Source organism: Catenulispora sp. EB89 (genome assembly GCF_041261445.1).
Classification (GTDB): Bacteria; Actinomycetota; Actinomycetes; order Streptomycetales; family Catenulisporaceae; genus Catenulispora.
The window spans coordinates 48,391-74,700 of sequence record NZ_JBGCCU010000009.1 but is presented as its reverse complement, the minus strand read 5'-3'; the positions used below and the strand labels follow the sequence as shown (position 1 = coordinate 74,700).

The 26,310-nt window shown below is 69.6% G+C and carries 22 protein-coding genes; 8 read left to right on the top strand and 14 right to left on the bottom strand.

Going from position 1 to position 26,310, the window contains the following annotated elements; translation table 11 throughout:
- Positions 1-13: 13 nt before the first annotated feature.
- Positions 14-1,033: an SIS domain-containing protein gene (locus ABH920_RS20775; protein ID WP_370350967.1), complete on the top strand. Its 1,020-nt coding sequence runs from the start codon at positions 14-16 to the stop codon at positions 1,031-1,033.
- A gap of 4 nt (positions 1,034-1,037) precedes the next feature.
- On the opposite strand, the gene ABH920_RS20770 is transcribed toward ABH920_RS20775, so the two are convergent.
- Positions 1,038-1,670 carry a TetR/AcrR family transcriptional regulator gene (locus tag ABH920_RS20770; protein ID WP_370350707.1) on the bottom strand — a complete coding sequence of 211 codons (633 nt, stop codon included), beginning with the start codon at positions 1,668-1,670 and terminating at the stop codon, positions 1,038-1,040.
- A 1,071-nt stretch (positions 1,671-2,741) separates the two neighbouring features.
- Positions 2,742-5,462, bottom strand: a complete 2,721-nt coding sequence (locus tag ABH920_RS20765; RefSeq protein ID WP_370350706.1) for a glucosidase — start codon at positions 5,460-5,462, stop codon at positions 2,742-2,744.
- A gap of 402 nt (positions 5,463-5,864) precedes the next feature.
- On the opposite strand from ABH920_RS20765, the gene ABH920_RS20760 reads away from it, so the two are divergent.
- The gene (locus ABH920_RS20760) at positions 5,865-6,914 is read left to right on the top strand and encodes a DUF4349 domain-containing protein (RefSeq protein ID WP_370350705.1); all 1,050 of its coding nucleotides are present in this window, start codon (positions 5,865-5,867) and stop codon (positions 6,912-6,914) included.
- Between the two features lie 74 nt (positions 6,915-6,988).
- On the opposite strand, the gene ABH920_RS20755 is transcribed toward ABH920_RS20760, so the two are convergent.
- The 5 genes from ABH920_RS20755 to ABH920_RS20735 all read right to left on the bottom strand — a co-directional run bounded on the left by ABH920_RS20755 (position 6,989) and on the right by ABH920_RS20735 (position 11,227).
- Positions 6,989-7,321: a cupin domain-containing protein gene (locus tag ABH920_RS20755; protein WP_370350966.1), complete on the bottom strand. Its 333-nt coding sequence runs from the start codon at positions 7,319-7,321 to the stop codon at positions 6,989-6,991.
- Positions 7,322-7,378: 57 nt separating this feature from the next.
- Positions 7,379-7,708 carry a hypothetical protein gene (locus ABH920_RS20750; RefSeq protein WP_370350704.1) on the bottom strand — a complete coding sequence of 110 codons (330 nt, stop codon included), beginning with the start codon at positions 7,706-7,708 and terminating at the stop codon, positions 7,379-7,381.
- Complete coding sequence (locus ABH920_RS20745; RefSeq protein WP_370350703.1) at positions 7,705-8,625, bottom strand: YhjD/YihY/BrkB family envelope integrity protein; 921 nt, start codon at positions 8,623-8,625, stop codon at positions 7,705-7,707. The genes ABH920_RS20750 and ABH920_RS20745 overlap by 4 nt, the downstream gene beginning before the upstream one ends.
- Before the next feature lie 177 nt (positions 8,626-8,802).
- Complete coding sequence (locus tag ABH920_RS20740; protein ID WP_370350702.1) at positions 8,803-9,657, bottom strand: SAM-dependent methyltransferase; 855 nt, start codon at positions 9,655-9,657, stop codon at positions 8,803-8,805.
- 196 nt (positions 9,658-9,853) lie between these two features.
- Entirely contained in the window at positions 9,854-11,227 is a 1,374-nt protein-coding gene (locus ABH920_RS20735; RefSeq protein WP_370350965.1) for a glutamate decarboxylase, read from the bottom strand.
- Between the two features lie 138 nt (positions 11,228-11,365).
- Between ABH920_RS20735 and ABH920_RS20730 the strand changes: the two genes are divergently transcribed.
- The 3 genes from ABH920_RS20730 to ABH920_RS20720 are packed head-to-tail and all read left to right on the top strand — an operon-like array spanning position 11,366 to position 12,902.
- Positions 11,366-11,947, top strand: coding sequence for a hypothetical protein (locus tag ABH920_RS20730; protein WP_370350701.1), 582 nt, complete (start codon positions 11,366-11,368; stop codon positions 11,945-11,947).
- The gene (locus tag ABH920_RS20725; RefSeq protein WP_370350700.1) at positions 11,944-12,306 is read left to right on the top strand and encodes a winged helix-turn-helix domain-containing protein; all 363 of its coding nucleotides are present in this window, start codon (positions 11,944-11,946) and stop codon (positions 12,304-12,306) included. The genes ABH920_RS20730 and ABH920_RS20725 overlap by 4 nt, the downstream gene beginning before the upstream one ends.
- Before the next feature lie 56 nt (positions 12,307-12,362).
- Entirely contained in the window at positions 12,363-12,902 is a 540-nt protein-coding gene (locus tag ABH920_RS20720) for an EF-hand domain-containing protein (RefSeq protein ID WP_370350699.1), read from the top strand.
- Between the two features lie 398 nt (positions 12,903-13,300).
- Here the strand turns inward: ABH920_RS20720 and ABH920_RS20715 are convergent, their stop codons facing one another.
- Positions 13,301-14,290 (bottom strand): phospholipase D-like domain-containing protein, encoded by a 990-nt coding sequence (locus ABH920_RS20715; protein ID WP_370350698.1) that lies wholly within the window; start codon positions 14,288-14,290, stop codon positions 13,301-13,303.
- Positions 14,291-14,530: 240 nt separating this feature from the next.
- Positions 14,531-16,363 (bottom strand): hypothetical protein, encoded by a 1,833-nt coding sequence (locus ABH920_RS20710; protein ID WP_370350697.1) that lies wholly within the window; start codon positions 16,361-16,363, stop codon positions 14,531-14,533.
- Between the two features lie 148 nt (positions 16,364-16,511).
- On the opposite strand from ABH920_RS20710, the gene ABH920_RS20705 reads away from it, so the two are divergent.
- Complete coding sequence (locus ABH920_RS20705) at positions 16,512-17,171, top strand: hypothetical protein (RefSeq protein ID WP_370350696.1); 660 nt, start codon at positions 16,512-16,514, stop codon at positions 17,169-17,171.
- 156 nt (positions 17,172-17,327) lie between these two features.
- On the opposite strand, the gene ABH920_RS20700 is transcribed toward ABH920_RS20705, so the two are convergent.
- Positions 17,328-17,480, bottom strand: a complete 153-nt coding sequence (locus tag ABH920_RS20700) for a hypothetical protein (protein ID WP_370350695.1) — start codon at positions 17,478-17,480, stop codon at positions 17,328-17,330.
- On the opposite strand from ABH920_RS20700, the gene ABH920_RS20695 reads away from it, so the two are divergent.
- Positions 17,461-19,401, top strand: a complete 1,941-nt coding sequence (locus ABH920_RS20695; RefSeq protein WP_370350694.1) for an ATP-binding protein — start codon at positions 17,461-17,463, stop codon at positions 19,399-19,401. The two genes, ABH920_RS20700 and ABH920_RS20695, sit on opposite strands and share 20 nt — an antisense overlap.
- Positions 19,402-19,508: 107 nt before the next feature.
- Here the strand turns inward: ABH920_RS20695 and ABH920_RS20690 are convergent, their stop codons facing one another.
- The 4 genes from ABH920_RS20690 to ABH920_RS20675 form a co-directional block, all read right to left on the bottom strand.
- On the bottom strand, positions 19,509-21,029 hold the full coding sequence (locus ABH920_RS20690; protein WP_370350693.1) for a hypothetical protein: 1,521 nt from the start codon (positions 21,027-21,029) through the stop codon (positions 19,509-19,511).
- Entirely contained in the window at positions 21,026-21,541 is a 516-nt protein-coding gene (locus ABH920_RS20685) for a SigE family RNA polymerase sigma factor (RefSeq protein ID WP_370350692.1), read from the bottom strand. Before ABH920_RS20685 ends, ABH920_RS20690 begins: the two co-directional genes overlap by 4 nt.
- Before the next feature lie 119 nt (positions 21,542-21,660).
- A complete protein-coding gene (locus tag ABH920_RS20680) occupies positions 21,661-22,548 on the bottom strand; it encodes a universal stress protein (protein ID WP_370350690.1) in 888 nt (295 codons plus the stop codon).
- 777 nt (positions 22,549-23,325) lie between these two features.
- Positions 23,326-24,114: a DUF2470 domain-containing protein gene (locus tag ABH920_RS20675; RefSeq protein ID WP_370350689.1), complete on the bottom strand. Its 789-nt coding sequence runs from the start codon at positions 24,112-24,114 to the stop codon at positions 23,326-23,328.
- Between the two features lie 484 nt (positions 24,115-24,598).
- On the opposite strand from ABH920_RS20675, the gene ABH920_RS20670 reads away from it, so the two are divergent.
- Positions 24,599-26,257 (top strand): protease pro-enzyme activation domain-containing protein, encoded by a 1,659-nt coding sequence (locus ABH920_RS20670; RefSeq protein WP_370350688.1) that lies wholly within the window; start codon positions 24,599-24,601, stop codon positions 26,255-26,257.
- Positions 26,258-26,310 lie beyond the last annotated feature (53 nt).

Sequence of the window (26,310 nt, the reverse complement as noted above, 5' to 3'; positions counted from 1 at the left end):
GCCCGGCGAAGTGATGGCACGCGAGATCGCCGAACAGCCCGAGGTGCTGGAACGCATCCTGGCCAAGGGACTTCCCCGGATCCGCGAGGTCGCCGACCGGATCCGCGCCGCCGCCCCCCGCTTCGTCCTCCTGACCGCACGAGGCACCAGCGACAACGCGGCCTACTACGCGAAGTACCTCATGGAGATCACCCTCGGCCTCCCCGTCGGCCTGACCTCCATGTCGACCACGACCGCCTACCACGCGCGCCCCGACCTGACCGACGTCCTGTGCATCACGGTCTCGCAGTCCGGCGGCTCCCCCGACCTCGTCGCCACCACCGAGACGGCCAAGGAATGCGGCGGCCTGACGCTGGCCGTGACGAACGTCGCCGGATCCCCCGTGAACGCGGCATCGGAGCTGGACCTGGACGTCCTGGCCGGCCCGGAACTCGCGCTGCCCGCGACCAAGACCTACACCGCCGAGCTCCTTACCCTCTGGCTCCTCGTCGACGCACTCCGCGGCGGCGACGGCTCCGCAGCCAAGCCGCTCCCGGAACTGGCAGCCGCGACACTCGCCCGCCAGGCAGAGGTCGCCGAGCTCGCAGGCCGCTACCGCTTCGCCTCCCGCCTGGTCCTCACCGCTCGCGGCTACTCCTACCCGACCGCCCGCGAAGCAGCGCTGAAGCTGATGGAGACGTCCTACACCCCGGCCCACGCCTTCTCCGGCGCGGACCTCCTCCACGGCCCGCTGGCCATGGTCGACAACATCTCCCCGGTGATCGCCATCGCCGCCGAAGGCGCAGACGGCACCGCACTGGAGCCGGTCCTGGAACGCCTGCGGGAACGCGGCGCGGACCTCGTCGTGATCGGCTCCGACGAGCACATGGCCGGAGCCTCCGCGGGCTTCACCCTGCCGTCCGGGATCCCCGAGGAGCTGTCCCCGATCCTGGAGATCCTGCCGCTGCAACAGCTGGCCTACCACGTGACGATGGCCCGCGGCCTCAACCCCGACGCGCCCCGCGCCCTGGCGAAGGTCACGCGGACTCGCTGAAGTATCAGGACATTGACGAATACCCGTGGAAAGCGCCGGCCACCACCGGAAGCAGCTTCCGCGCGATCTCCTCAACAGGCTGCGTCGCCAGCTCGGCACCGATCGGCGCCAGCGCCAGCCAGTTCAGGATGCCCGCCGCACAGCGGATCCGGAACACCAGGTCCTCGCCGCTGACGCCGGGCAGGTTCGCCTCCAGCACCCGCATGGCGTCCCGCCGCGAGAGCTCGAACTTGGCGGTGAGCCGCTCCCAGCTCTCCGGCGGATCGATGGCCACGCGCGCCACGGTCCGCATCACGTCCCGGTCGCGGCCACCCGCCGCGATCGCCCGCACCATCGGCAGCGCGAACGCCTCAGCCAGCTCGTCGATCGTGGAGGCGGGGCCGAGGGCGCTGATCGCGCGGATCTGCTCGTCCAGGTAGCTCTCCAGGGCGTGTTCGATCGCTGAATCGCACAACGCCCTGAGGGAACCGAAGTGATAGCTCACGGCCGCCACGTTCGCACCGGCCTTGTCAGTGATCTCGCGTAGCGTGACACCTTCCTGGCCCCGGTCGGCGAGCAGTTCCAGAGCGGCGGACATCAGACCGTCGCGGGTACGCTGGCCGGCTTCCCGGCGCAGGTCGGTCTTCTCTGTCGCCATGGCGGGAATTCAAACATTTGCTTGACTTCTTGTCAAGGGGAGCGAGGAGGCGGGCGGGTGGCCCGCGGTGGGAGTGGTGCTGATTTCGGGTGGGGTGTGTCAGGTGGGGTGTGCGATAAGTTGCCGCGGTGCGGTAGACGTGTGGGTTTACAGGCGATTTTTACGGCTTCGCCTAAGGTTTGGTGACCTCGCTAGGGGACGCAGTTCGGTTGTGCCCGGCGGGTTGCGCTGGCGGCTGGCGGTTTCAGCGTGCAAGACCGCGCAGTAGTTCAGGTCTCTACTGTGGTGCGTTGGCGGCTGGCGGTTCTGATGGGCACGACCACGCACCGGCTCAGATCTCTGCGGCGGTGCGCGTTGGCGGCCGCCGGTTTTCGCGGACAAGACCACGCACCAGTTCAGGTCTCTGCGGCGGCGCGCTGGCGGCCGCCGGTTTTCGCGTCCACGACCACGCGTGGGTCCGAGTCACTGCGCACGCGCTTGGTCTGGCGGCCGCCGGTTTTCGCGGGCAAGACCGCACAGTAGTTCAGGTCTCTGCTGTGGTGCGTTGGCGGCTGGCGGTTGTCATAAACACGACCGCGCAGCGGTTGAGGTCAGTGAGTGGTGCGTTGGCGACCGGCGGTTTTCGCAGGCAAGAGCACGCACAGGTCCGAGTCACTGCGCACACGTCATGTGGGCGGCTGCCTGCCGCGTTTGGTGGGCGCCTCGAGGCCTCCGGCGGGCACTCTACAGCGAGGGGGCGACCCGCGCGACCTGCTGTTTGGCGGCGGCCCGCGACTGTTCGGCTCTACTTCACGCTGTTGCTGGCGCCGCGTTGGCCGGTGGCGGTACTGCTTGTGGTCGCCGGGTTCTGGGTCCCTCGCCGCGTCGTCGCCGTAAACGGAACCAGTCCGGTCTGGCGGTGTCCAGCCGCATCGCTGCTGCTGTGGTCAGGCCTCGTTCGGCTGGACACCACCAGCCCGGCCAGGTTGGCTTCGCCCGTCGACGCGGCGAGGGACCCAGAACCAAACCCCCGCATGGTCCGGTCGGACCCGACGAACCGCGTGGCCGGCCCGGCTGATCGCCGGACACCCCCTACACCGAAGGGGGCTTGCGCGGTTCCTGCCGCCGCAGGATCAGATTCACCACCAGCGCCGTCCAGCCCGTCTGGTGCGATGCCCCGAGCCCGGCGCCGGTCTCCCCGTGGAAGTACTCGTAGAACGGGATCAGGTCGTGCCACGCCGGGTCGTGTTGGAACAGCTTCACGTCGCCGAACACCGGGCGGCGGCCGTCGGCGTCCTTCAGGAACAGCGACACCAGGCGGTGCGCGATGTCGTTGGCGATCTGGCGGAGCGTGGCCGGGGGGCCGTCCGGGGCTGGGAAGGGCGTGCGCCAGCTGTCGCCGAAGAACTCGTGGTAGCGGTCGAGGGCGTCGATGAGCATGTAGTTCACCGGGAACCACACCGGGCCGCGCCAGTTGGAGTTGCCGCCGAACATCACCGTGCGGGATTCGCCGGGCTCGTACTCCAGTGTGTAGCGCATGCCGCCGACGGCCAGTGAGAAGGGGTGGTCGTGGTGCTCGCGGGACAGGGCGCGCAGGCCGTGGCCGGACAGGAACTCGTCCTCGTCGAGCATCCGGGTGAGCAGGCGGCGCAGGCGTTCGGGGCCGACCATCGCCAGCAGCCGCCGGTGCCCGCCGCCGGCGCCGCCCGCGTCGTCGCCGAGGTGCTCGGTGTACTCCGGCCGGTTCGACTGGTACCAGCGGACGCGGTTCGCCAGGGCGGTGATCGAGCGCAGGCTCGAGGTCGGGACGGAGGTCGCCGCGGCCAGCGGCAGCAGGCCCACCACCGAGCGGACGCGGACCGGGACGAGGCCGTCGTCGGGGAGTCGGAGCACGTCGTAGAAGAAGCCGTCCTCCTCCGACCACAGCCCGATGCGGTACGCGGCCTCGGCGATCAGTGCGAAGTGCTCGTAGAACTTCGGCACGAGGTCGTGGTACGTGCTGTCCTGCCGGGCCAGGATCAGCGCCATCTCCATCATGTTCAGCGAGTACATCGCCATCCACGCTGTGCCGTCGCTCTGCTGCAGCAGCGTCCCCGGGGGCAGGCCGTAGTGCCGGTCGAAGGGCCCGATGTTGTCCAGGCCGAGGAAGCCGCCCTTGAAGACGTTGTCGCCGTCGGGGTCGGCGTGGTTCACCCACCAGGTGAAGTTCATCAGCAGCTTGCGGAACACCCGCTTGAGGAACGCGAAGTCGCGCGCGCCGTCCAGATGGAACACCTGGAGCGCGGCCCAGGCGTGGACCGGCGGGTTGTCGTCGTCGAAGTTCCACTCGTAGGCCGGCATCTGGCCGGAGGAGTGCAGATACCAGCCCTCCAGCAGCAGTTCCAGCTGCTGTTTGGCGAACGCCGGGTCGACGCGCGCCAGCGCCACGGCGTGGAAGGCCAGGTCCCACGCCGCGAACCACGGGTACTCCCACGCGTCGGGCATCGCGATGACGTCGCGCGCCGACAGGTGCCACCACCGCGCGTTCCGGCCCTGCTCGCGGCTGCCCTCGGCCGGGTAGAGCGGGTCGCCCTTGAGCCAGCGCGCGGTGTTGTAGTGGTAGTACTGCTTCGACCACAGCAGCCCGGCGACGGCCTGACGCAGCACCAGCGCCTCGTCGGCGGTGCAGCTGGCCGGGGTGAGGTCGGCGAAGAACTCGTCCGCCTCGGCCTGGCGCGCGGCGAGGACGGTGTCGAAGCCGGAGCCCAGGTCCGGGGCCGGGCGCGCGGCCAGGTCCGGGTGCTTGCCCGAGGCGGGGTGCGGCTGCGAGTGCGCGGTCGCGGGTTTGGCGGTCTGCCCGGTGTCGTCGGGGCCCTCAGGATCCTGCGCGGTCAACCGCAGCCGGATCTCGGCGCACTCCCCCGGCGGCACGGTCAGCACGTAGTGCAGCGCCGCCTTGCTGCCGCTGCAGTCGGGACTGACCGTCTCCGCGCCGTGCACGACGTGGTCGTTGATGCCGTCCTTCGGGTAGTGCGACCTGCCGGGGGTGTCCCACAGCAATCGGGCGTTGGACTCGTTGTCGCACGCCAGCGGGGTCGGCGTCCCGTCCCCGGACAGCACGACGCGGCCCACGAACAGGTGGTCGCCGATCAGCTGGGACCCCTCGCCCCGGACGACCGGGAAGTCCCCGTGGTCGGCGAGTCCCCAGGCCCACGTGTTGCGGAACCACAGCGTCGGCAGCACGTGCAGCGTCGCCTCCTGCGGCCCGCGGTTCTCGGCCTTGATCAGGACGCACATGTCGCGCGGGCCGGCCTTGGCGTAGTCGACGGTCACCGACCAGTAGCGGCCCTCGTCGAACACGCCGGTGTCGACGAGTTCGTACTCGGGCGAGTCCTGGCCCCGGGCCCGGTTCTCCTCCACCAGGTCGCAGTAGGGGAAGGTGTCCTGCGGGTAGTGGTAGCGCCAGCGCATCCAGGAGTGCGTCGGCGTGGAGTCCAGGTACCACCAGTACTCTTTGACGTCCTCGCCGTGGTTGCCCTCGGGGCCGGCCAGCCCGAACAGACGTTCCTTCAGGATGGGATCGCGGCCGTTCCAGAACGCCAGTGCGAAGCAGAACCACTGCCGGTCGTCGCAGATGCCGGCGAGCCCGTCCTCGTTCCAGCGGTAGGCCCGGGAGCGGGCGTGGTCGTGCGGGAAGTAGTCCCACGCCGTTCCGCCGGCCGAGTAGTCCTCCCGCACCGTCCCCCACGCGCGCTCGGCCAGGTACGGGCCCCACGCGCGCCAGGGGACGCGTCCTTCGTCGGCCGCCGCCAGCCTGGCCTTCTCCGCCTGCATGATCCCCGAGCTTAGGGAGGACTCACATAACGCGCATTTCGGGTGGGCCGATGACGCTTCTGCGCGGCTGACGTCTGCTCGACGGCTACTCGACGGCGCCGACGACCTCGATCGCGCGTCGGCGCGTGGTGGGGATAACCGGGGGTGGCGCATCAGACGCACCGCCAGCCGGGGTGAAAAGCGCCCCCCGACCCCGTACTGATCGCCAGGCGCCACTGGCGGTGCGTCCACGGAGAACGCTACGGAGCCCGGCGCGCGCCCGAACCCGTGAAACCACGCGTATCCCGGCAGGAAACCGGCAGCGGGCCCCGCACTCTCTGCACCATCCCGAAACCGATCCGTCACCGAACCGTGAGCGCGCGGGCGGAACCGCCCGGTGCACGCCCCCGTCCCAGTCCCGTGATGAATCAGAGCGCTCAAGCACGGCGGATGGCGGCGGTCCTGGCCGTGGTCGTGGCGATCGGCCTCAGTGCCGGGTGCGGCACCAACGCCGACAGCAATTCGGCGGCGTCGTCGAAGGCGGCCGCCGGCCCGGCGATGGGCTTCAACGGCGCGAACGGTGCCGCCGGCGGTAGCGGCGGCGCGCCGGGCGATACGGCCCCAAGCGCCGGAGCAGCGCCCGCCTCGGGAAACAACTCGCTGGCCAAGGCGCCGGTGGCGGGACGCAGCATCGTCTACACGGCCACCCTGACCGTCCGCACGAAGGACGTCGCGGGCGCCACCGCGAACGCCGAGACGCTCGCGGCGAGCAACGGCGGGTTCGTCGGCGGCGAGAACTCCCAGTCGGGGACCGTGCCGGACGTGCAGGGCCTGACGCAGTCCACGGTGACGCTGCGCGTGCCGTCGACGGTGTTCGACAAGGTCATCGGCCAGCTCGGCAACGGCGGAACCGTACAGGACGAGACACGCAACGCCTCCGACGTCACCTCGCAGGTCGTCGACACCACCACCCGCATCTCCGCACAGCAGGCGAGCATCGCGCGGATCACCGAGCTGATGAAGAACGCTGCGAACCTCTCCGACGTGGTCTCGCTCGAAGGCGAGCTGTCGCGGCGCGAGGCCGACCTGGAGTCGATGCAGGCACAGTTGGCCACGCTGAACGACCAGGTGTCGCTGTCCACGATCACCGTCACGTTCCTCGTCCCGCAGACACCGGCGCCGGCCCCGGCGGTGGCGAAGCACCAGAACGCGCTCCAGCGCGGCCTCCACGACGGGTGGCAGGCGTTCACGGGCACGATGAAGGTGGTGCTGGTGGTCGGCGGCACGCTGCTGCCGTTCGCGGTGCTGGTCGCCGTGCTGTGGTGGCCGGTGCGGCGGCTGGTGCGGGTGGCGACGCGGCTGCGTGCGCGGGCAGCGGCGCTGGGGGCGAAGCCGGGGCAACCGACGCAGTCGGCACAGCCAGCGCAACCAGCGCAGCCGGCTGCCGTGACCACTGCGGACGGGTCCGAATAGCCGCGAGGGCAGGTTCAGGCAGGTTCAGGCGCCGGCGATGCGGCATTCGGTGGACGGCGCCCGGGCATCCCGCCTCACAGCACCTTGGCCACCGTCAGCACGATCACCGCGTCCTCGACCGCCTCCAAGCTGTGCCTGGAGTCGGGCACGATGAGCAGGTCGCCGGCCATGCCGTCCCACGACGCGTCGTCGGCGACCAGGCGGATCCGCCCCCGCCGCACCAGCACCGTCGCCTCGCCCGGGCTCTCGTGCTCGGCCAGCACACTGCCGGCCCGCAGCGCGATGAGCGTCTGCCGCAGCACCCGCTCGTGGCCGCCGTAGACCGTCTGCGAGCTGCGGCCGGTGGACGAGGCCGCGGCGCGCTCCAGGTGCTGGCGGGAGAGAGCTTCGAGCGAGACCTTCTGCATGGTGGTTCCCCTCATGGTGGTTCCCCTTACGCCCCGTCGACGTGCGGCGGCGTCGGCTTACGCCCCGTCGACCGCGATCCGGTCGATGGCGGCGGCCAGCGCGCCCATCGTCTGCAGGACCTCCGCCCGATCAGCACCCTGCGAAGCGTGGAAGGGGCGCAGCAGCGTGTCGGCGTCCAGGCCGCGCAGGTTCAGCACGCTCGCCGCCATCGTCCGGGCCAGGTCCAGGCCGGTGACCGGATCGTCGGCGAACACCCCGTAGGCGTGCCGCATCGCGCCGTCCAGGTACTCGACGTCGTCGGCGGTCAGGCGGCGCGGCAGCGCTGAGCCGGGGTAGACGCGGATCCAAGCCGTCATGGTGTCCTCCTCAGCGATCGGGGTCGTCACGGTTCCTCGGACGAACCGTCCTGCTGCCCGTCGTTCGCGGATTCAAACGGTCCGCACGCCACCGGCTCCCGAACGGCGCGCCGCTCGGCCAGGCGCTCGCAGTAGTACCGCCCGGCCAGCGCTCCGCCGAAGATGACGAATCCCACGCCGATCAGCCACGACAGCACCACCAGGACGACGCCGACCATGCCGTAGTCGTGCGCGCTGGAGACGATCATCGGGGTGAACACCAGCGTCGAGAAGAACCGCAGGCCGCTCAGGCCCGCGACGGTCGCGATGGCGCCCGGAAGCAGCCACCCCCACGGGACCGTTCCGCCGAGCAGGAAATGCTGGCCCCACCAGAAGAAAAGCAGCGCGGCCGAGGCGAAGATGACGATCCGCCCCGCCGACTGCAACGCCCCGTGGCTCAGCAGAACGCCGCTCTCCACCTCGAACGCGAGGTAGCCGACCATCACCGCCAGCCACACCGCCCGGCGCCACGCCTGCCGCCACGACTGCGACGGCAGATCCCAGATCCGCTCGTAACCGAGCTTCACATCCGTCACGAACGCCAGCCCGAACGCCGCCAGCAGGGCGAATCCCAGGACACTGATCTGCCGCGCTTCCTGATGATGCGTGGAGAACAGTCGCAGCACCGGCGCGGCCGTGTCGCGAGGCAGGCCCATCCCGTCGGCGACCCACTGCCCGAAGCCCTGCTGCGAGGACGGATCGATCGCCGCCACCACGACGAGCAGCGGCACCAGCGCGACCAGGCCCAGCGTCGCGAACGCCATGGAACGTCGAAGCAGCTCCATCTGCACGCCCCCGCGCCACACGTTCGCCACGACGCTGCGGCGGCACCGCTCGACCAGGCGCGCATACCGGCTCGCGGGTAGCCCGGCGACGCTGTCACCGACGGCGACGGATTCGCTTTCCATTCCACACCTCCTCGCTCACCTGGTGATTCCAGGAAAGGAGAGAGCAGTTGTGTTGCTCCAGGGGCGCGTGTGGCGGTTGTCAGCCGACGCGGTCGAATTCGCCTGTTCCATCCATACGGACTCGACGGTATTTCAGCATCACTCGCACCGCACTCGCGAACCCCGAAGCCGCGAATGCTACCGCTTGAACCCCACGCCCCCGTCGAACCAGATGTCGGCCCAGTCCTCGCGCACCGCCCCCTCCGGCCGCCACAACGGCACGTTCACCACGCCCGGCAACGCCAACTCGAGCCCGTCGAAGAGCGCGACGATGTCGTCCCGGTCGCGAACAGTGAACTGCGACGTCGCGTTGTCCCAGCCCTTCCGCGCCTCGGCGGAGGTCTCGGGGTCGCCGCCGTCGGTGCCGTGCGAGATCACCACCGCGCTGCCGGGCGGCAGGGCGTCGCGGAACGTGGCGACGATGCCGTGCGCGTCCTCCTCGGGCTTGATGAAGTGCAGGAGGGCGACCATCAGGACGGCGATCGGCTTCTCGAAGTCCAGGACCTCGCCCACGGCCGGGGAGTCCAGGATGGACTTGGGGTCGCGCACGTCGGCCACCACGATCGCGGTCAGCTCGGGGTCGGCGCCGGCCAGCAGGGCGCGGGAGTGGACGGCGACCACCGGGTCGTAGTCCACGTACACCACGCGGGCGTCGGGACGGATCGAGCGCGCGACGTCGCCGGTGTTGCCGGGGCCGGGGATGCCGGTACCTATGTCGAGGAACTGTGTGATGCCGGCTTCGGCGAGGTGGCGGACGGCGCGGCCGAGGAAGGCGCGGTTCTCCCGGACCATCTCGCGCGCCCCTGGCAGGGCTTTGAGAACGACCTCGGCGGCCTGGCGGTCGACCTCGAAGTGGTCCTTGCCGCCGAGCAGGCAGTCGTAGATGCGCGCGGGGTGGGCCTTGGCGGTGTCGATGGCGTCGACCGGCGGCGGCGCCCAGCCCGGCGTCAAGCCGTCGTCCCCCAACCCCGGTGCGGTGTCGGTGTCCTCCATGCCTGGCTCCCCCTTCGCCTTGGTCGTCGGGCCAGGGTAGCCCATGATCATCGAATGCTGATACGGGCCGGCCGGCGCGGCGCCGGGCGCTGGTCGGCCCGGCGTCGGACGCTGGTCGGTCGGCCTGTCGGCCCGTCGGACGCTGGTCGGTCGGCCCGGTGGCCGGCCGGGAAGACACCTGGCGCGCGGCGCCCCCTCAGGTGTGCGCGAACCCGGACTCCGCCTCGTGCGCCGGCGGCGTGGTGTTCAGCCGCGTGACCGCCTTGCGCAGCGCGACCAGCAGCGACTCGGCCAGGTCCAGGCTGAAGCCCTCCCGCACCACGATGCGCAGCACCGCGATGTCCTCGGCGTTCGGCGGCATCGTGTACGCCGGCACCTGCCAGCCGTCGCGCCGCAGCTCGTCGGAGACGTGGAAGACCGTGTACTTGCTCGGGTCGGTGAGCTTGAACGACAGCACCGGGATGTCGGTCCCGTCGCTGATCACGTCGAAGGCGTCGAGCTGCGCGATGCCGTCGGCCAGGAACCTCGCCGTGTCCCGCAGCCCCTCCATGACCTTCCGGTAGCCGTCGCGGCCGAGCCGGATGAAGTTGTAGTACTGGCCGACGATCTGGTTGCCGGGGCGCGAGAAGTTGAGCGTGAAGGTCGGCATGTCGCCGCCGAGGTAGTTGACGTGGAAGATCAGGTCCTTGGGCAGCTCCTCGGCGTCGCGCCAGATGACGAAGCCGATGCCGGGGTAGGTCAGGCCGTACTTGTGGCCGGAGACGTTGATGGACTTCACCTGCGGCAGCCGGAAGTCCCACTCCAGGCTCGGGTGCAGGAAGGGCGCGACGAACCCGCCGGAGGCGGCGTCCACGTGGATCGCGATGTCCGTGCCGTGCTCGGCGTTGTAGGCCACGACCCGGTCGTGGATGTCCTTGATGGGCTCGAACTCGCCGGTGTGCGTGGTGCCCAGGATCGGGACCACGCCGATGGTGTTCTCGTCGACGTAGGTCAACGTCTCGGCGGCGTCGACGGTGAACCGCTCGTGCGCGACCGGGACGTAGCGCGGCTCGACGTCCCAGTAGCGGCAGAACTTCTCCCACACCACCTGCACGTTGGAACCCATCACCAGGTTCGGACGGTCGGTGCTCAGGCCGGCCGCCTCGCGGCGCTGGCGCCACTTCCACTTCATCGCCAGGCCGCCGAGCATGACCGCCTCGGAGGAGCCGATGGTGCTCACGCCGATCGCGTCGCCGGTCGAGGGCGCGTGGAAGAGGTTGGCGACGATGTTGACGCAGCGGCGCTCGATCTCCGCGGTCTGCGGGTACTCGTCCTTGTCGATCATGTTCTTGTCGAACGTCTCGGCCATGAGCTTCTCGGCCTCGGGGTCCATCCACGTGGTCACGAAGGTGGCCATGTTCAGGCGGGAGCTGCCGTCCAGGAGCAGCTCGTCGTGGATCATGCGGTAGACGGCCTGGGGCGACGTCTCCTGGTCGGGCATCTTGTTCTTCGGCACGTTCACGCAGCCCAGGCGCTTGGTGTAGGCCGGATCGATCACCGCGTCGTTGTCGTCGTGTCGATGGACCACGATCACTCCCTCGGTTGGCGGGCTGTCTCAGCGGCCCAGCATGCCAGCCGTACCTGAACGCCCGGTAGTGGCGCGAAACCCTTGCGCGGCGGGAGTCAGGGGGCTACTTTCCTGATGGGAAAGTAATGTCGGGGAGGGAAAATGAACGAGCACACGAATGAGCACACGAATGAGCACACGAACGACCGCACGAAGGACCGCATCGAGCCCACAGCCGCGACTTCGAACATGAACGCCGCGCACCCCTTGGACGCCGCCGACGCCGCGCGTGCCCTCGCGGAGATCGACCGCCGCCGCGAGCAGGTGATCCGCCGAAAGATCTTCCCGCGCTGGTACTGGTGGGCGCACGCGGCCCTGACCATCGCACTCGCGACGTCCCTGGAGTCCGGGCACGGTGCGGTCGTCTGGATCGGTGTCGCCGGCTACACGGCCTGTGCGGCCGCCATCGACTTCCCGGTGTCCCGCAGGGCCCGCGCCGCCGCGCCGCGCCGCGACCTGGCGGGCCCGGGCTCGACCCGCCGGACCCTGATGGCGGTGGCGGGCTTCGTGGCAGTATTGCTCGGCGTGACGTTGACGACCGGCTTGAGCCTGAAGGCGGCCGGGGTCGCCCATCCGGCGACGATCGCCACGGTGGTCGGCGCGGTGCTGTTCGCGGTCGGCGGGCAGCTGCTGGTGCGGTGGGAAACGGCTGTCCTGCTGCGCCGGTCCGGGAGCCGGCGATGACCACGCCCGAGTTCGACGAGCTCATCCACGCGCCGACCCGGCTGTCCCTGGTCGCCTTCCTGGCGGCGACCGGGTGGGCGGACTTCGCAGTGCTGCGCGACAGCCTCGGGTTGTCGGACTCGGCGCTGTCGAAGCAGCTGACGACGCTGGCTGACGTGGGTTACGTCGAGATCCGCAAGGCCTTCGTCGGCAAGCGGCCACGGACGTCGGCCCGGCTGACGGGTGCGGGGCGCGGGGCGTTCGAGCGGCATGTATCGGCGTTGCAGGAGATCGTCAACGGGACCGGGGCTTCGTTGGTCGCGCCGACGCCGACGCCGACGTCGGCGCCAGCGACTTCGCCTGACGGTGTCACTCGATAGCGGGGTTTGACGCGGGAATGATTCTGGTGGCTCTGATGCGGAGTCACCATGACCCCATGGCGAGCGATTTCCAGCGATACAAGGTCGCCGGCGTCTTCACCGCGATGGACACAGACCGCCGGGGCCACCTGATCAAGGCCGACTTCGAGGCACTGGCGGCGAGGTGGACCACGGTGCGCGGAGCCCGGCCCGACACCGGGAGCGCCGACCGCCTCCAGGCGATCATGCTGGGCTGGTGGTCCGCACTCAGCGCGGCCGCAGCGGACGACACGCACGTCGGCCTGGACGACGTCCTCACCGTCGTCGACGCCCTGCCGACCATGACCGAGGCAATGGACGCGACCGCCGACGCCATGTTCGAGGCCATCGACGAGAACGCCGACAACCACATCTCCCGCGCGGAGTACCGCCAGCTCATCGAGGCCTGGAACGGCCGCCCCACAGACACCGACGAGATCTTCGACCTCCTCGACCTCGACGGCGACGGCCACCTCTCGCACGAGGAGTTCCGGGCGCTGTGGCGACAGTTCTGGGCCGGCGACGACCCCGCCGCGCCGGGTACGTGGGTGTTCGGGCGGTTCGAGCTGCCGGTGTGAGGGTGCGCCGGATCTGGTGCCGTCAGCCACTCCCCCACGTCACCGGCAGTGTTCGCAGGGCCCGCATACGCGTCGACGTCGACCATCGCAGCGACTCCGCGGGCACGGCCAGGCTCAGGTCGGGGAACCTGCCGAACAGCGCCGGGAACGCGACCTGGAGTTCGACCCTCGCCAGGTGCGCTCCGAGGCAGTAGGGCGGTCCGTAGCCGAAGGTAGCTTGGGCGCGTCCTCAACGGGCAGGTCCAGAACCTCGCAGATCACGTGGATCGGCAGGGCCATGGCGAAGGCCTCCACCAGATCGACCGGCGGACCCGCACGCGGGGCTCGCCGCGTTCGCTGCCGCCGATCGGCGGTCGCGAACGCGGCGAGGGTTACCGCTCGTTCTGCGCTTGTGGCGCTTACTGCGCGGTCCCGCCGGAGTAGTCCGAGCTGAACTGGGTCTCTATGGTGTTCTCGACGCCGGTGTCGGTCAGGATGATGCCGAGCTCGCGGTTGTTGTTCAGCGAGTTCGAGGTCCAGTTCATCGAGCCGACCTCGACGGCCGCGTCGGACTGGCCGTAGTCGGCGACGACGGCCTTGGCGTGGATGTACAGGCCGGTGGTGCCGGAGTAGCCGACGACCGAGCCGCCGGCGTTCTTGATCTTGTTCACCGCGCTGCTCCAGGACGACGGGTCCTCGACCACGACGCGCACGGCCACGCCCGCCTGGGCCTTGGCCACGACCGCGTTGACCAGCGCCGAGTCGCTGAGCTCCTCCTCCTCGATGTCCAGGGTCGAGGTGGCGCCGTTGATCACCGACAGCAGCCGGGACTGCGAGTCGGTGGGCGACCAGAGCAGGTTGTCGCCGTCGCTCGGGGTGATGTCGCTGCCGGAGAAGTCGGCGTTGAAGACGGCCTCGATCGCGGAGACGTCGGTGGAGTCGCTGTCGACGACTCCGTAGTCCCGGCCGGTGCTGTAGTACTGCGAGGTCAGGTTGCCGCTGAGGATCATCGACTGCGCGCCGTCCACCGTGATCGTCTTCTGGTGGGTGTAGACGAACGAGGTCGAGGACCACGCGACGCTGACGCCGCCGTTGGTCAGGGCGTCGTAGGCGGCCTGGTTCTTCGACTGCTCGGCCTGGTCCAGGATCACCCGGACGGTGACGCCGGCCGCCTGCAGGTTGACCAGGTCCTGCTCGGCGGTGGTGTCTTCGAGCTCGTACATGGTCATGTCGAGGCTGGTGGTCGCGGAGTCGATGAAGTTGTAGATGGTCGGCTGCCCGCCGGAGGTCTGGTCGAAGACGAACGGCGTGTAGGTGCCGGTCGCGGCGTGCGCCGGGTAGGCGACGACCGTGGCGGCGAGGGCGAAGCCGGCGAGCATGGCGGTCTTGCGGAACGTGTGGGCGTTCATCAAGGGGTGATCTCCTTCTGCGGCTGTGTCGCGCCCGTATCAGGGGGCGCGGATCCCGTATCAGGGGGCGGGGTCCAGACCATCACTGGACCCCGACTCAGCACACTGAATCCAGATGGAGATTCCGTGTCGTCTCCGCAACGATTCCATGAACCGGGTTATGGAGACGTTGACTACTCCGATATTCTGGGAGGCTGGGGTTGTGTGAAGACGACCCCTGATACGACCGCTATGCGACCGCTACGAGCTCGGATTGCAGCCGTTGACCTTGGGGTAGTAGTCGGTCTGGCTGAGCGCGGTGACCGTCGGGAAGTCCTTGCTGACGCCGGTGCCGAGCGATTTGCCAAGCCACGCCGTGGCATTCGGCGCTGCTGCGACCAGGGCCTTCTTGAACCCGTCGATCGCATCGGAGGAGACCGAAAGGCCCACGCCGCCGCCGACCGTCACCTTGTAGGTCACGCTCTTGCAGGGCAGCATGCCGATGCTCGATCCGGTGGTGAACCCGGCGGAGAACGTCAGGCTGGCATAGGGACCGGCCATCGCGGCGGCGAAGCCCAGACCCCAACTGGCCTTGACGTTCGCCGCGACGACGACGGCGTTGACTCCCACCGAACTGCCGGACAGCGAGTTGATGAGTCCGCCGGCCGGCGACCCGCTGGCCGCGGCACCCGAACCGCCGAAGCCGACGTTGCCGCTCAGCGGAATGGTGCCGGACGCGGTGAGCGTCGAGTTCTTCGCACTGAAGCCGGTGTCCACGATGAACGTCATCTTCATGGCGATGGTGGTCGGGATGCCGTAGATGGGGATGAGCTCGGAGCCGAGGTCGATCGGCAGCTGGATCCGCACCTTCTTGTTGTCCGCCAACCCGTTGGCGCTGCCGGCCTGGAGCTTGACCCGGACGGCCTTGATGCCGCTGATGAACATCTGGGAGTTGGAGGAGACCTGGCCGCCGGAGATCGGCACGTCGGCGTGCACGGCCGCGGTGCTGGCGTCCAGGCTGAAGTCGAAGGAGAGCTTCAGCCCCTGGCTGTAGGTCGCGGTGAAGCCGATGTTCTTGCCGTCCCGGTAGGGCGACACCTCGAAGTTCCCGACGCTGACCGCGGAGCTGGCGTTCGGGTCGTTCTTGACCGACGCGCCGGGCGGCGGCAGCTTGCCGCCGGACGCGGCGACGGCCGCGGCCAGGTCGACCGGCGGGAGCTTGATGACGCGGGTGCCGTCCGCGGCGGCGGCGTCGGTCGCGGAGCCGGTGTCGGTCGCCGAGCCGGTGTCGGTCGGGGACGCGGTGTCACCTGACGTGTCGCCTGCGGTGTCGCCCGACGAAGCGGTGTCCGCTGCTGCGCCCGCGTCAGTGCTCGACGTGTCCGTGGGTGTGTCGGTCGGCGTATCGGTCGGCGTATCAGTCGGCGTATCAGTGGACGTATCCGCAGGCGGCGTGTCAGTGGACGAATCCGTCGGCGTGCCGGAGCCATCGGTCGCCGTGTCGGAACCGTCCGTCGGCGAACTCGACCCGTCCGTCGGCGTGGCCCCGGAGGCGTCCCCCGACGCCGTCTTCAGATCGACGAACGCCCCCGGCTCGTCCGGGATCTGCTGGTAGAGCATGCTCCCCAGATCCAGCGGCTGGTCCATCGTCAGATGGCCGTCCTTGACGACGTCGGTCAGCGACACCGGCGCCACGGTCACCGCGACGTCCGACCCCTGGTGCTGGATCCCGACGACCCGCCCCGCCGCCCTGGCGCTGGCGAGCATCACCTTGCCGGGCTGCAGATCCGACACCCCCTTCGCGGAGCCGTCGAGCGTCCAGGTGAGCCCGTCCGAGGACGCCGACCGGATGGCCTTCGGCCCCCCGCCGATCATCACCACGTCCGGCTGATAGGTGATGTGCGGATCCGGCGCCGGCCCGTAGCCGTACCAGGAAACCGGATCCGTCACGGCCGCCGCATCCCCTCCGCGCGACGTCGTCGAACCCGAATTCCCTCCCCCGCCACAACCGGCCACGGCCACCGCGAACGCCAGGATCAGCCCCGCCGCCGCACCACGCCGGCCCGCCCGCACGCGGGCCACATCACTTCTCATCGTCTCCCCCTTGTAAGGCCCCGAATACCTTGACGAGGCTATGGCGCAGGGCACGGACGACGAATCCGTGGAACTACCTGACATGGTCCGTCAGTACCAGTTGGCGCCGTTCATCCGGCGGACGGATCGCCCGACAAAGGAGGCGAAAGTGTCGGACAGACGATGGAAAGCGCTGAGCGCCCTGGCCACCACGGTCAGCGCGATCGTCGCTGTCGTCGCGTGGGTGTGGCCGCGCAGCGCCGACCAGCCCACGGCGCAGGGTTCCACGTCGCTGACGGCACCTCCCGCCGCACTGGCCAAAGGCGGAAGCAGCGCGGGACACAACGCCACATCGCCACCGGCTCCCGGCAGTTCATACACGGTGAGCTACCAGGCGGCGTCCTTCACGCTGCCCGGGGCGAGCTGCCAGATGGACGGCGAAAACGTCAGCTACAACCCGGCAGGCGCCGACTTCAGCGCCGCGGGCCCCAAGGTATGGACCTACCTGCCCGGCGGCGAGGTGTGGGGCGACATCACCCTGGCGTGCTTCAACCCGCTGGACAACACCAGCTACCTCGACTTCGCAGGCCAGGTCGCCGCAATCACCGGCACGCCCGACGCGGCCGCCTGCAACGCGGCGGTGTCGCGCAACCCCATCCAACCCAACGTGCGCTTCGTGGATCTGCACGTGGGCGACGGCTTCTGCCAGTCCGGCGGTTCGGACAAGACACAGCTGACATATCTGAAGCTGGATTCGGTGAACAAGTCCACGTACACGACTGTGTGGTCGGCGACGGGGTGGATCGTTCCGGCGAATGGCAGCCGGTAGTCCAGCCGAGGTTTGTTGATTACTGGTCCGCGCTGGAACATCGATTTCAGGAGCTCTTGAGCCCGGCTCCCAGTTGCCAGGGAGCCGGGCTCAAGAGAGAGGCCCATCAGGACTCTTCAATTATCGTTGGCAACGATCGTTGGATTAGCTCCTGGGCTACTTCGCCTTCTTGCGGAGGTGGTGGACTCCCCGGTGAACGGCGACCGCGAAGTTGATGGTCGCAGTGGCCAGCCGAAGCGCCGTCACGGCCTCGTGCAGCCAAGGCTGCACGTCCGGAGCGGACAGCAAGGTGAGTACCGATCCGATCATCGTGAGTGCTCCCGGTGTCGTCTGGATAATCAAGGCGACCGTCTCGCGAGGGCTGTCCAGCCTGGTCCATGCTGGAAACTGGACAGGACAGCAGCCGACGGACGAGGGGAGCAGCGTGGATTCTGTCAGGCCTGCCTGGTGCGAGGTGCTGCACGAACTGCACCGGTTGGTCGGGAGTCCGGGGTTGCGTACCGTCCAGCACCACGCCGCGGCGAACGAGCCCGCGTTCGCGCTGTCGAAATCGACGGTGGGGACGTTGCTCGACGGGACGACGAACCCGCGCGAGGCCTCGGTCGAGGCATTCGTCAACGCCTGTCTGCGCTACGCACGTACTCGGCGGAAGCAGCTACCTTCCGGCTGCGAGCAGCCCGGCTATTGGATACAGCGCTACCAGGCATCCCGCGCCGTCACTCGCAAGACATCCGGGAGCTGGCCGATCCCACCGCGAGATGCGGGCTACCGGTTCGAGCCGTTCGGCTTCTCCGCACCGCGCTCCGCGTCATACCAGCGTGCTCCCAGCTACCTGCTCGACTCCAGGTCAGAGGTGGTTCCCTTCCGAGACCGCAGTGAGCGGCAGGTACTGGAGAACTGGCTCGACGACACCGCACCGCGCGAGTCCGTATTGCTGGTGCACGGCGAAGGCGGCCAGGGCAAGACCCGGCTGGCGATGCAGGTCGCCCGGCGCGCCGCCGAGCGCGGCTGGCATGTCGCCCAAGCCTTCGAGCGACCGGGACCGGCTGTGCGGCGCGGGGAGCGCACGGGCTCTGAGAAGCTCCTGATCGTCGTCGACTACGCCGAGCGGTGGGCGGTGGACGTCCTGGAGCGAATGGTGTTGGACCTGGCGGGCGACGCCGACGTGCAGTACTTGCGGGTGCTGCTGCTGGCCAGGCTGGACTACGGGCTGTGGGATCTGGTCACGTCGACGTTGGACCGGCAGGTCGACCACTTGGCCGTTCCCGTCAATCTGGGCCGGTTCACGACCGGCGCACCAGAGCTGGCCACCGCGTTCAGTGCGGCAGTCAGCGCGTATCAGTCCGCGATGCAACTCGAGTCGGTGCAGTTACCCGCGCCCCGCATGCGGAAGGACGTGAACAGTTCGCCACTCGGCTTGCACATGGCCGCACTCGCCGCGGTGTGGGCACACGAGAATGGGCAGACGACTCCGTCGGACGCCGACCTGTCGGAGTTTCTGCTGACGCATGAGCGGAAGTACTGGTCAGCAAATGTGGCCGCCGATCTGCCCGCGGTGGCGGCGGCAACACAGGTCGGTCAAATCTCGCGGGCCGTATTGGTCGCGACGCTGTTCGGCTCCCTTGCCAACCCGGCGGACGCGCGGCGGCTGCTACGCGCCGCGCATCTCGCCGACAGCGACTCGAACGCCCAGACCCTGATTGACAAGCATGCCCAGCTCTACCCGGCCGGGCCCACAGGTACGAGCAGCGGTCGGACGGCCAAGTCGCACCTGCGGCCGTTGCACCCCGACCGATTCGCCGAGGACTTCGTGGCAGCGTGTGCACGCCGCCCCGAGGACTATGCATTCGTCCTCGACCTTGTTCGGGAGGTCAGGTCGAATGGTCCCGGGAATCTCCACGAACGCGCCCTCGTCATCCTTGCCGCAGCCGCAGTTCGGCACCCTGTCGTCAACGAGCTGCTCGATGAGCTCCAGGCCGGGGTGGACACCTACGTTCACGTCAATTCACTAGGCGTCCCGTACTACTTGCATCGCACCACGGTGGTCTTGCGCGGCGGCCCGCCCCAGACTGTCTACTTCTTCGCGAACGTCCGAGCGATCTCCCGAGCGGAACCGACCGGACTACCGGAGGACCGCGTGGTCAAGGAGAACATGAGGAACGGGTTCCTCACGATCTCGAAGAAGAAGGACGAACGGCCAGACAGGACTGGCACATCCGCCGTGGTCTGACTTGCTCATCGGTTGATGGACCGCGACCGGCAGTTTGGTCAGCCGGAACACTAGGCGCGCAGAAGCCCGGACACGCCACGAAGCGTGCCCGGGCCTCCAAGCCGTCCTCAGTCCTTGGCAACCCAGTGCGCGGCAGCCGCTCTGGCCACGTCCAGCAACCAAGCCTGATCCGCCGGCGCCGACAGGTCCGGCATCGCCTGGCCCTGCGTGATGTCGACGCGCAGGATCGTGTCGCCGAACCGCATCCACACCGTGACCGCGCCGGTTCCGACGCCGTTCTCGACGAAGGCCTCGTCGCCGATGCCCTTCGGCAGGTCCTGGGTCGTGTCCTTCGAGTACAGGGCGCCGTGCTGGTCGCAGCCGGCCTTGGCCTGGCTGCGCGCCGTGGCCATGGTGGCCGGGCCGGTCCCCGCCACCAGCGGATACTCCAACTCCGTGACCGCGACCTTCTTCGCTCCGGGCGCGGTGACCGTGTACCCGGCCATCCGCCCCTGCTTCGCCAGCGGGTTGACGTCCTTGTAGTCGCAGCCGTTGTCCATCGGCAGGTCGCCAGTGCTGCCGCTCGACGACGCCGGGTCGTACGTCGCGTCGGCCCCCAGGTCGCTGGTCTTCAGAAGCTGCTTCGGACCGCTGCCGACCGCCTTCGGCTTGGTCGTCGGTCCGAGCGACGGATCCGACAGCACCACTCCCAACTCCTGCTCGCTGAACGGGTTCGGCTTCAGCACCATCGACGGATCCGGGGCCTGGTCGAACCGCGCCGCGTCCGCGACCCCGAGCGTCGTCTTCGAGTTCACGTAGTCGGTCCAGGCGACCGCGATCCCGCCGCCGTTGTTCGGATACTCCCGGATCGCCACCGTCACCGTGCCTTCGCCGTCCGGCATGGCGGAGCTGTCCACCTTCGAGCCGTCGGGAAGCGGCGTCGACGTGCACTTCGACCAGTGCGGCAGGTGCGCGGGCGGCGTGAACTGGAAGGCGCTCGGCACCACGTAGCCGCACGGGATGTTGTCCGCGGTGACGTCCGGCGTGTTGTGCGCGCTCCGGCCCAGCTGGTCCGAAGTCGTGGCGACCATGATCGAGAGGCTGCCGTTCGGCACCTTCGAACCGACGGCCGGCACCTTGCCGTCGGTCGTGTAGACCGACGTGGCGATGATCGTCCCGATGTCCTTGACCGACGAGCTCCCATCGGCGGCCGTCTGGTAGCGCGGCGGGGAGAATTCGGGGCCGGCGGCCATATTCCGCAGGTGCGAATGCGCGGGGTCCAGGACGTCGATCAGCCCTGACATCTTGTCCACGGCCGAGACCGGAAGGATGTGCGAAGGCTGCCCGTCAGGTCCGTTCGCGGAGATCGCCGCGTAGTCGAACACGCTCGTCGACTTGGGCGTCGCCGGCCCCGGCGCGGCCGACACCCCGCCGACGATCCCGCCGAGCCCGATCACCACCGCCGCCGTCACCGCCAGCACCCCGAGCGCGCCGCCGCCGACCGAGACGGCCCGCAGCCGCCGCCGGCGCCGGCCGCCGGCCGCGATCGTCGCCTTGTCCGGGGTCCACGCCGGCTCCGGCTCGCGGCTGGAGCGGGCGAGCACGTCGTGCAGCCAGTCCTGGTCGTCCATCCGAGCTCCGTCGTTCATGCCAGTTCCTCCGTCCGGGCGAGCAGGGCCGGGTCGACGATGGCGCGCAGGGCCGCCAAGCCCTTCGACGTCTGGCTCTTCACCGTTCCGGGTGAGCAGCCCAGCAGGCGCGCCGTCTCCTCCACGCTCTGGTCCTCGAAGTAGCGCAGGACGAGCGTCGCGCGCTGCCGGGGCGGCAGCTGCCGCAGCCCGCCGACCAGCATGTCCCGCACCCCGTCCGGCTCCGGCCCCGGCGCCACGACCTCGGGCAGCACGGCGGTCGGCGCCTCACGCCGCCACCGCGCGCGCCGCTTCTCGTCGATGAAGCTCCGCAGGAGCGTCTTGCGTAGATACGCGTCGAAGGCCTCCTGCCGCCGGACCCGCTGCCAGGAGGCGTGCAGCTTCATAAAGGTGACCTGCACCAGATCCTCGGCCTGGTGCCAGTCACCGCACATCAAATAGGCCGTACGCCGCAACGCGTGCGCACGCCCGGCGACGAGTTCGTCGAACTCCGCCTCGTCCGGACCCCGCATCCGCCCCTGCCCTTCCTGGAAAACCCGACTGCCGTCGTATCGACGTGGGTGGGGCGCGATCGGGTTGCCCGGGGCGCCGGCAGGCTCTGCGATCCGACTCCGCGATCCGACTCCGCGGTTCAGTCGTGCGGGACGACGGCGACCGGGCAGTCGGAGTGCAGCAGCAGGGTCTCGGCAACCGGGCCGACGCGAGCGCTGTGCGGGGTGTCGTCGCCCTCGTCGGTGCCGCGATGAATGCCGACGACGATGAGGTCGGCGTAGGTCGTCGCGCCGGTGAGGAACACCGTGGGCGAACCTTCGATGAGTTCGTGATCCGTCTCGACGTGGGGATACCGGGCCGGCCAGGGCTTCAGGAACTGTTGCAGCGCGTCCTCCGCACGCTCCGCGGCCGGGCTCGGCGCGCGGCCGAGCGGTCCCTCCTCGCCGACGGACACGCGAGCCCAGAACGCCTCAAGCGCGGTGACGACTTTCAGCCGCGCCCCACGCAGCGCCGCCTCTTCGAAGGCGACCGCAAGGATCTCCTCCGCGGCGTGCCCGACGTCCACAGCGGCCAGCACGGTCCCCCGCGTCCGATGCTCCGAGCCCCGCACGACCAGCGACGGACACACCGCCCGTGCCACCGCGCGCAGGGCGACCGAGCCGAGGTGGAGGCCGTTGCGCCCGCCGTGGCCGTGCTGCCCGACGACCAGCAGCTCCGCCTCGGCCGACTGTTCGGCCAGGACGGCGGGGACCGGACCGGCGACGGTGCGGGCTTCGACGGTCAGGCCTGGATGGCCGGCGCGGACGCGGTCAGCGGCCTGCTCGGCGAGGTCGTGCGCGGAGGTCTCGGCTGAATCTGAGCCTGAGTCAAAGGGCTCGGGCTGCTCGGGCTGCTCGGACGGCTCGCGATGGAGCGCGTGGACGACCGTGAGCACGACCCCGCGCCGATCTGCCTCCCCGGCCGCCTCGGCGAGCGCCCGCTCGCCGGGCGGCGTCTGGTCGTACCCGACGACGACACCGGATCTCATGACTCGATCTTCCCCTCAGCCCGCGCGACCGGCAAGGGCTGGCCGTCCGGCTCTCCGTAGCGCCAAAAGGGTGAACACACCCCGATTGGCCATGATGCTTCGTCCTAACAAATACGGCTGTTGATCAAATGGCGTACTCACCCCGCGCATCGTCGCGGGACGACAGGAGATCAGGGGAACGCGATGAAGTTGAGGCTCCGCATCGGACGGCAGCAGGCGCAGGACCCTCGGCCCGACCGAACCACGGCGCCGACGACCGCATCGGCACACGTGCCGCTCCCCCGCACACCGGAAGCGCAGGAAGCGCCGGAACGGGACGTGGTGCGCGCGGGCACGTTCTGCCGCGCGAGCGAGGTCGGCCGGACGGCGGTGACGGAAACCGGGCGCGCCGTCCTGGCGATCCGCGCCGGTCGCTGCGGACGGTGGGTGTACGCCGAGGAGCCGGATCGAACTGAGGTGCGGTCGCCTGGTGCGGTGTGACGGCCCGCGCCACGCTCTGCGCTGAACGCGATCGGAATCCTGGTTCCGACTCTGGCCCCGGCCCGGGCTCCGGTTCCGGTTCCGGTTCCGGCTCTGCTTCCGGCTCCGGCTTTAGCTCCGGTCTTAGCTCGGGTCTTAGCTCCGGTCTTAGCTCTGGCTCTGGCTCTGGCTCCGGCTTTAGCTCGGGTCTTAGCTCGGGTCTTAGCTCGGGTCTTAGCTCTGGCTCTGGCTCCGGCTCTGGCTCCGGTCTTAGCTCCGGTCTTAGCTCCGGTCTTAGCTCCGGCTCTGGCTCCGGTCTTAGCTCTGGTTCTGGTTCTGATCTTGGTTCTTTTCGTCCACAGCGCGCCAAGCCTCCTCAAACAGCGCGCGCACGGTCCGCCGCAGCTCGGCCACATCCGTCACGGCGGCCGGGAACTGGAACCGCGCGTCGAAAGTCCCGCCGCCGTCGCTGAAGCGCACCCGCAGCCCGAAGCGGTCCAGCGCCAACGGCACCACCTCCGGCGGCGTCCGAAGCGGCGCGTCCTGGCCCTCGACCAGCGCGCGCAGCCAGCCGAGTTCGCCGCCGTGCGCGGCCGCCAGGTGTTGGAGCAGGTCGGCCTCGTGCTCGGCCAGCGGGTCGGGCTCGGCCGTCGCGAAGTCGTCCGGTTCGACCAGCTCGGTGCCCCACACGTCCTCGAGTGTGACCTCGCCGACCTCCAGCTTCAGCCAGCCGCGCTCCAGTCCGTCCCGTACCGGCGTGAGCCAGCCCGCGATGTGGGCGCGGCTGCGGATGCGATCGGGGACGGCGACCGGTGCGACGTCCGTGATCTCCAGTACCGCGGTGACCTCGTCGCCGCCGGCGCACCGGACGGCGCGCAGTGCCGGGGAGCCGGCCGGAAGCCGCAGGAGGATGTCGGCGTCCCCGGTCACGACGCGCTGCGCGGGCAGCATGCCGAGCGGGTCGGGCACCGACAGTCCCGGGATGACCAGCGTCGCCGACGAACTCCCCGCCGCGAGCGTCCGGGCACGCTCGGCGGCGGTCGGCTTCGCCGGCAGCGCCTCGCCGTCGTGGGGACACGAGCTGCGCGAACGACGCTGCAGGGGCATGCGGACTCCTCGGTAGTTTAGGTAAGGCTTACCTAACATACAGTCCGAGGCGAACCCGGACCAGCCATCCCCACTGGGACCCCGAAATGTCACCGATGCTTCGGTTGCCGCACAATTCGACGACAAAGGCGTAGTTGACCCTTTCATCGTGCTCTGATACTCATGAGTACGTGAAGCGGATCCGGCTCGTATCCCGATCCCACATCGACCTCGGTCGCGTGTGGTCCTGTTCGTGTTGCCGTTGATCCCCGCCGCGCGCTAGGCGCTCCCCTTCAGCACACCCTCCTCCCACGGCGCGAGTAGAGGGTGCCGATCCGCGCGCTCCGGACCAACCGCCCGTTGATTGTAAAACCCTGATTTCGGGGCTTTTCAAGACACGAACACGGCATTACCGTCTCATTCAACGCATCGCAGGACACGAACATCGGTGTCCGCTGCGACGCGTGCCACCCCGCGTCTCCCCACCAACCCCAAGGAATGGCCCATGCCTGTCTCCACCACTGTCAACCGGCGAATACGGCGGACCCTCGGCGTGCTCGCCGCACCGCTGCCGGTCTTCGTGCTCGCCCTCCCGGTCGCGCACGCGGCGACCCCGGCCGCGGCCCGGGCCGCGCTGGCCGGCACCGCCGCCGCGCCGCACCTGGCGTCGGACGCCGTGCGCACCGGATCGGTCGCGGCGAACACGCCGATCACGCTCGAAGTCAGCCTCACGCCCCGCAACCAGGCCGGCCTGGACGCGTTCCTGCGTCAGGTCTCCGACCCCGCGTCGCCGCAGTACAAGCACTACCTGACCGTCGCGCAGTACGCGGCGGCCTACGGTGCCAGCGACGCCCAGATCTCGCAGGTCACCAAGTACCTGCGCGGCCAGGGCCTGTCGGTCGGCGCGGTGACCGCCAACCACCAGACGCTCGCCGTCAGCGGCACCGCCGCGCAGGCGGAGAAGGCGTTCGGCGTGGAGCTCGGCACCTGGCGCACCGCCGGCCACGACGTCTACGCCAACACCGCGGCGCCCACGCTGCCGGCGGACATCGCCTCGGTCGTCTCCAGCGTGGCCGGCCTGTCCAACGCCGCGAAGCTGACTCCGAGCTACCACATCGACAACCACGCCGCCGGAACCCAGGCGGCGCCGCACGCCGGCACCGTCCTCACTCCGACCAAGGCGCGCGGCGGCTACAACCTCACCGGGCCGCTCGCCTCCGGCGACAACGGCTCGGGCCAGACCATCGGCCTGGTGGAGTTCTCGGCGTACTCGTCCTCGGCCGTGGCGGCGTACAACTCCAAGTACAGCCTCGGCGCGCCGGCGGCGACCGTGGTGAACGTGGCCGGCGGCACCACCGACACCTCGGGCTCGGTGGAGGACGAGCTCGACATCGAGGTCGCCAACGCCTTGGCCCCCAAGGCGAACGTGAAGGTCTACGAGGCGCCGAACAGCGACGCCGGCGAGGTCGCGCTGTACGCGGCCCTGGTCAGCGCCGACGTCCCGGTCATCTCCACCAGCTGGGGCGAGCCGGAGAACCAGGAGAACAACCTCACCTCCGACGACGCGGACTTCAAGGAGGCCGCAGCGCAGGGCCAGTCCGTCTTCGCCGCCTCCGGCGACAGCGGCGCCACGGACGACGGCTCGTCGCTGTCCGTCGACTACCCGGCCTCGGACCAGTACGTGTCCGGCGTCGGCGGCACCGACCTGACCGTCTCCTCGTCCAACGCCTGGAGCAGCGAGACCGGCTGGTCCGGCAGCGGCGGCGGCCAGTCCGACAAGTGGTCCACGCCCTCGTTCCAGGCGCCGGTGAACAGCAGCGGCCACCGCGAGGTGCCGGACGTCTCCGCCGCCGGCGGGGACGCCAGCCCGTGGTACATCGACGCCGACGGCAGCTGGACTGACGTGTGGGGCACCAGCGCGGCCGCGCCGAACTGGGCCGCGTTCGTCGCCGACTACAACACCGCGGCCGGTAAGGCGGGCAAGGCGAAGTTCGGGTTCGCGAACAGCTTCATCTACACCGTCGCGCGCAGCTCGCTGTACAACACCGATTTCCACGACATCAAGAGCGGCAACAACGGCGGCTACAGCGCCGGCGTCGGCTACGACGAGGTGACCGGCTGGGGGTCGTACAACGCGGCGCAGTTCATCGCCACGAAGCTGTAGGGCTTGTCAAGGCTGTAAGCCTGTAAATGCTGTAAAGCACTAGGAACCAGCGC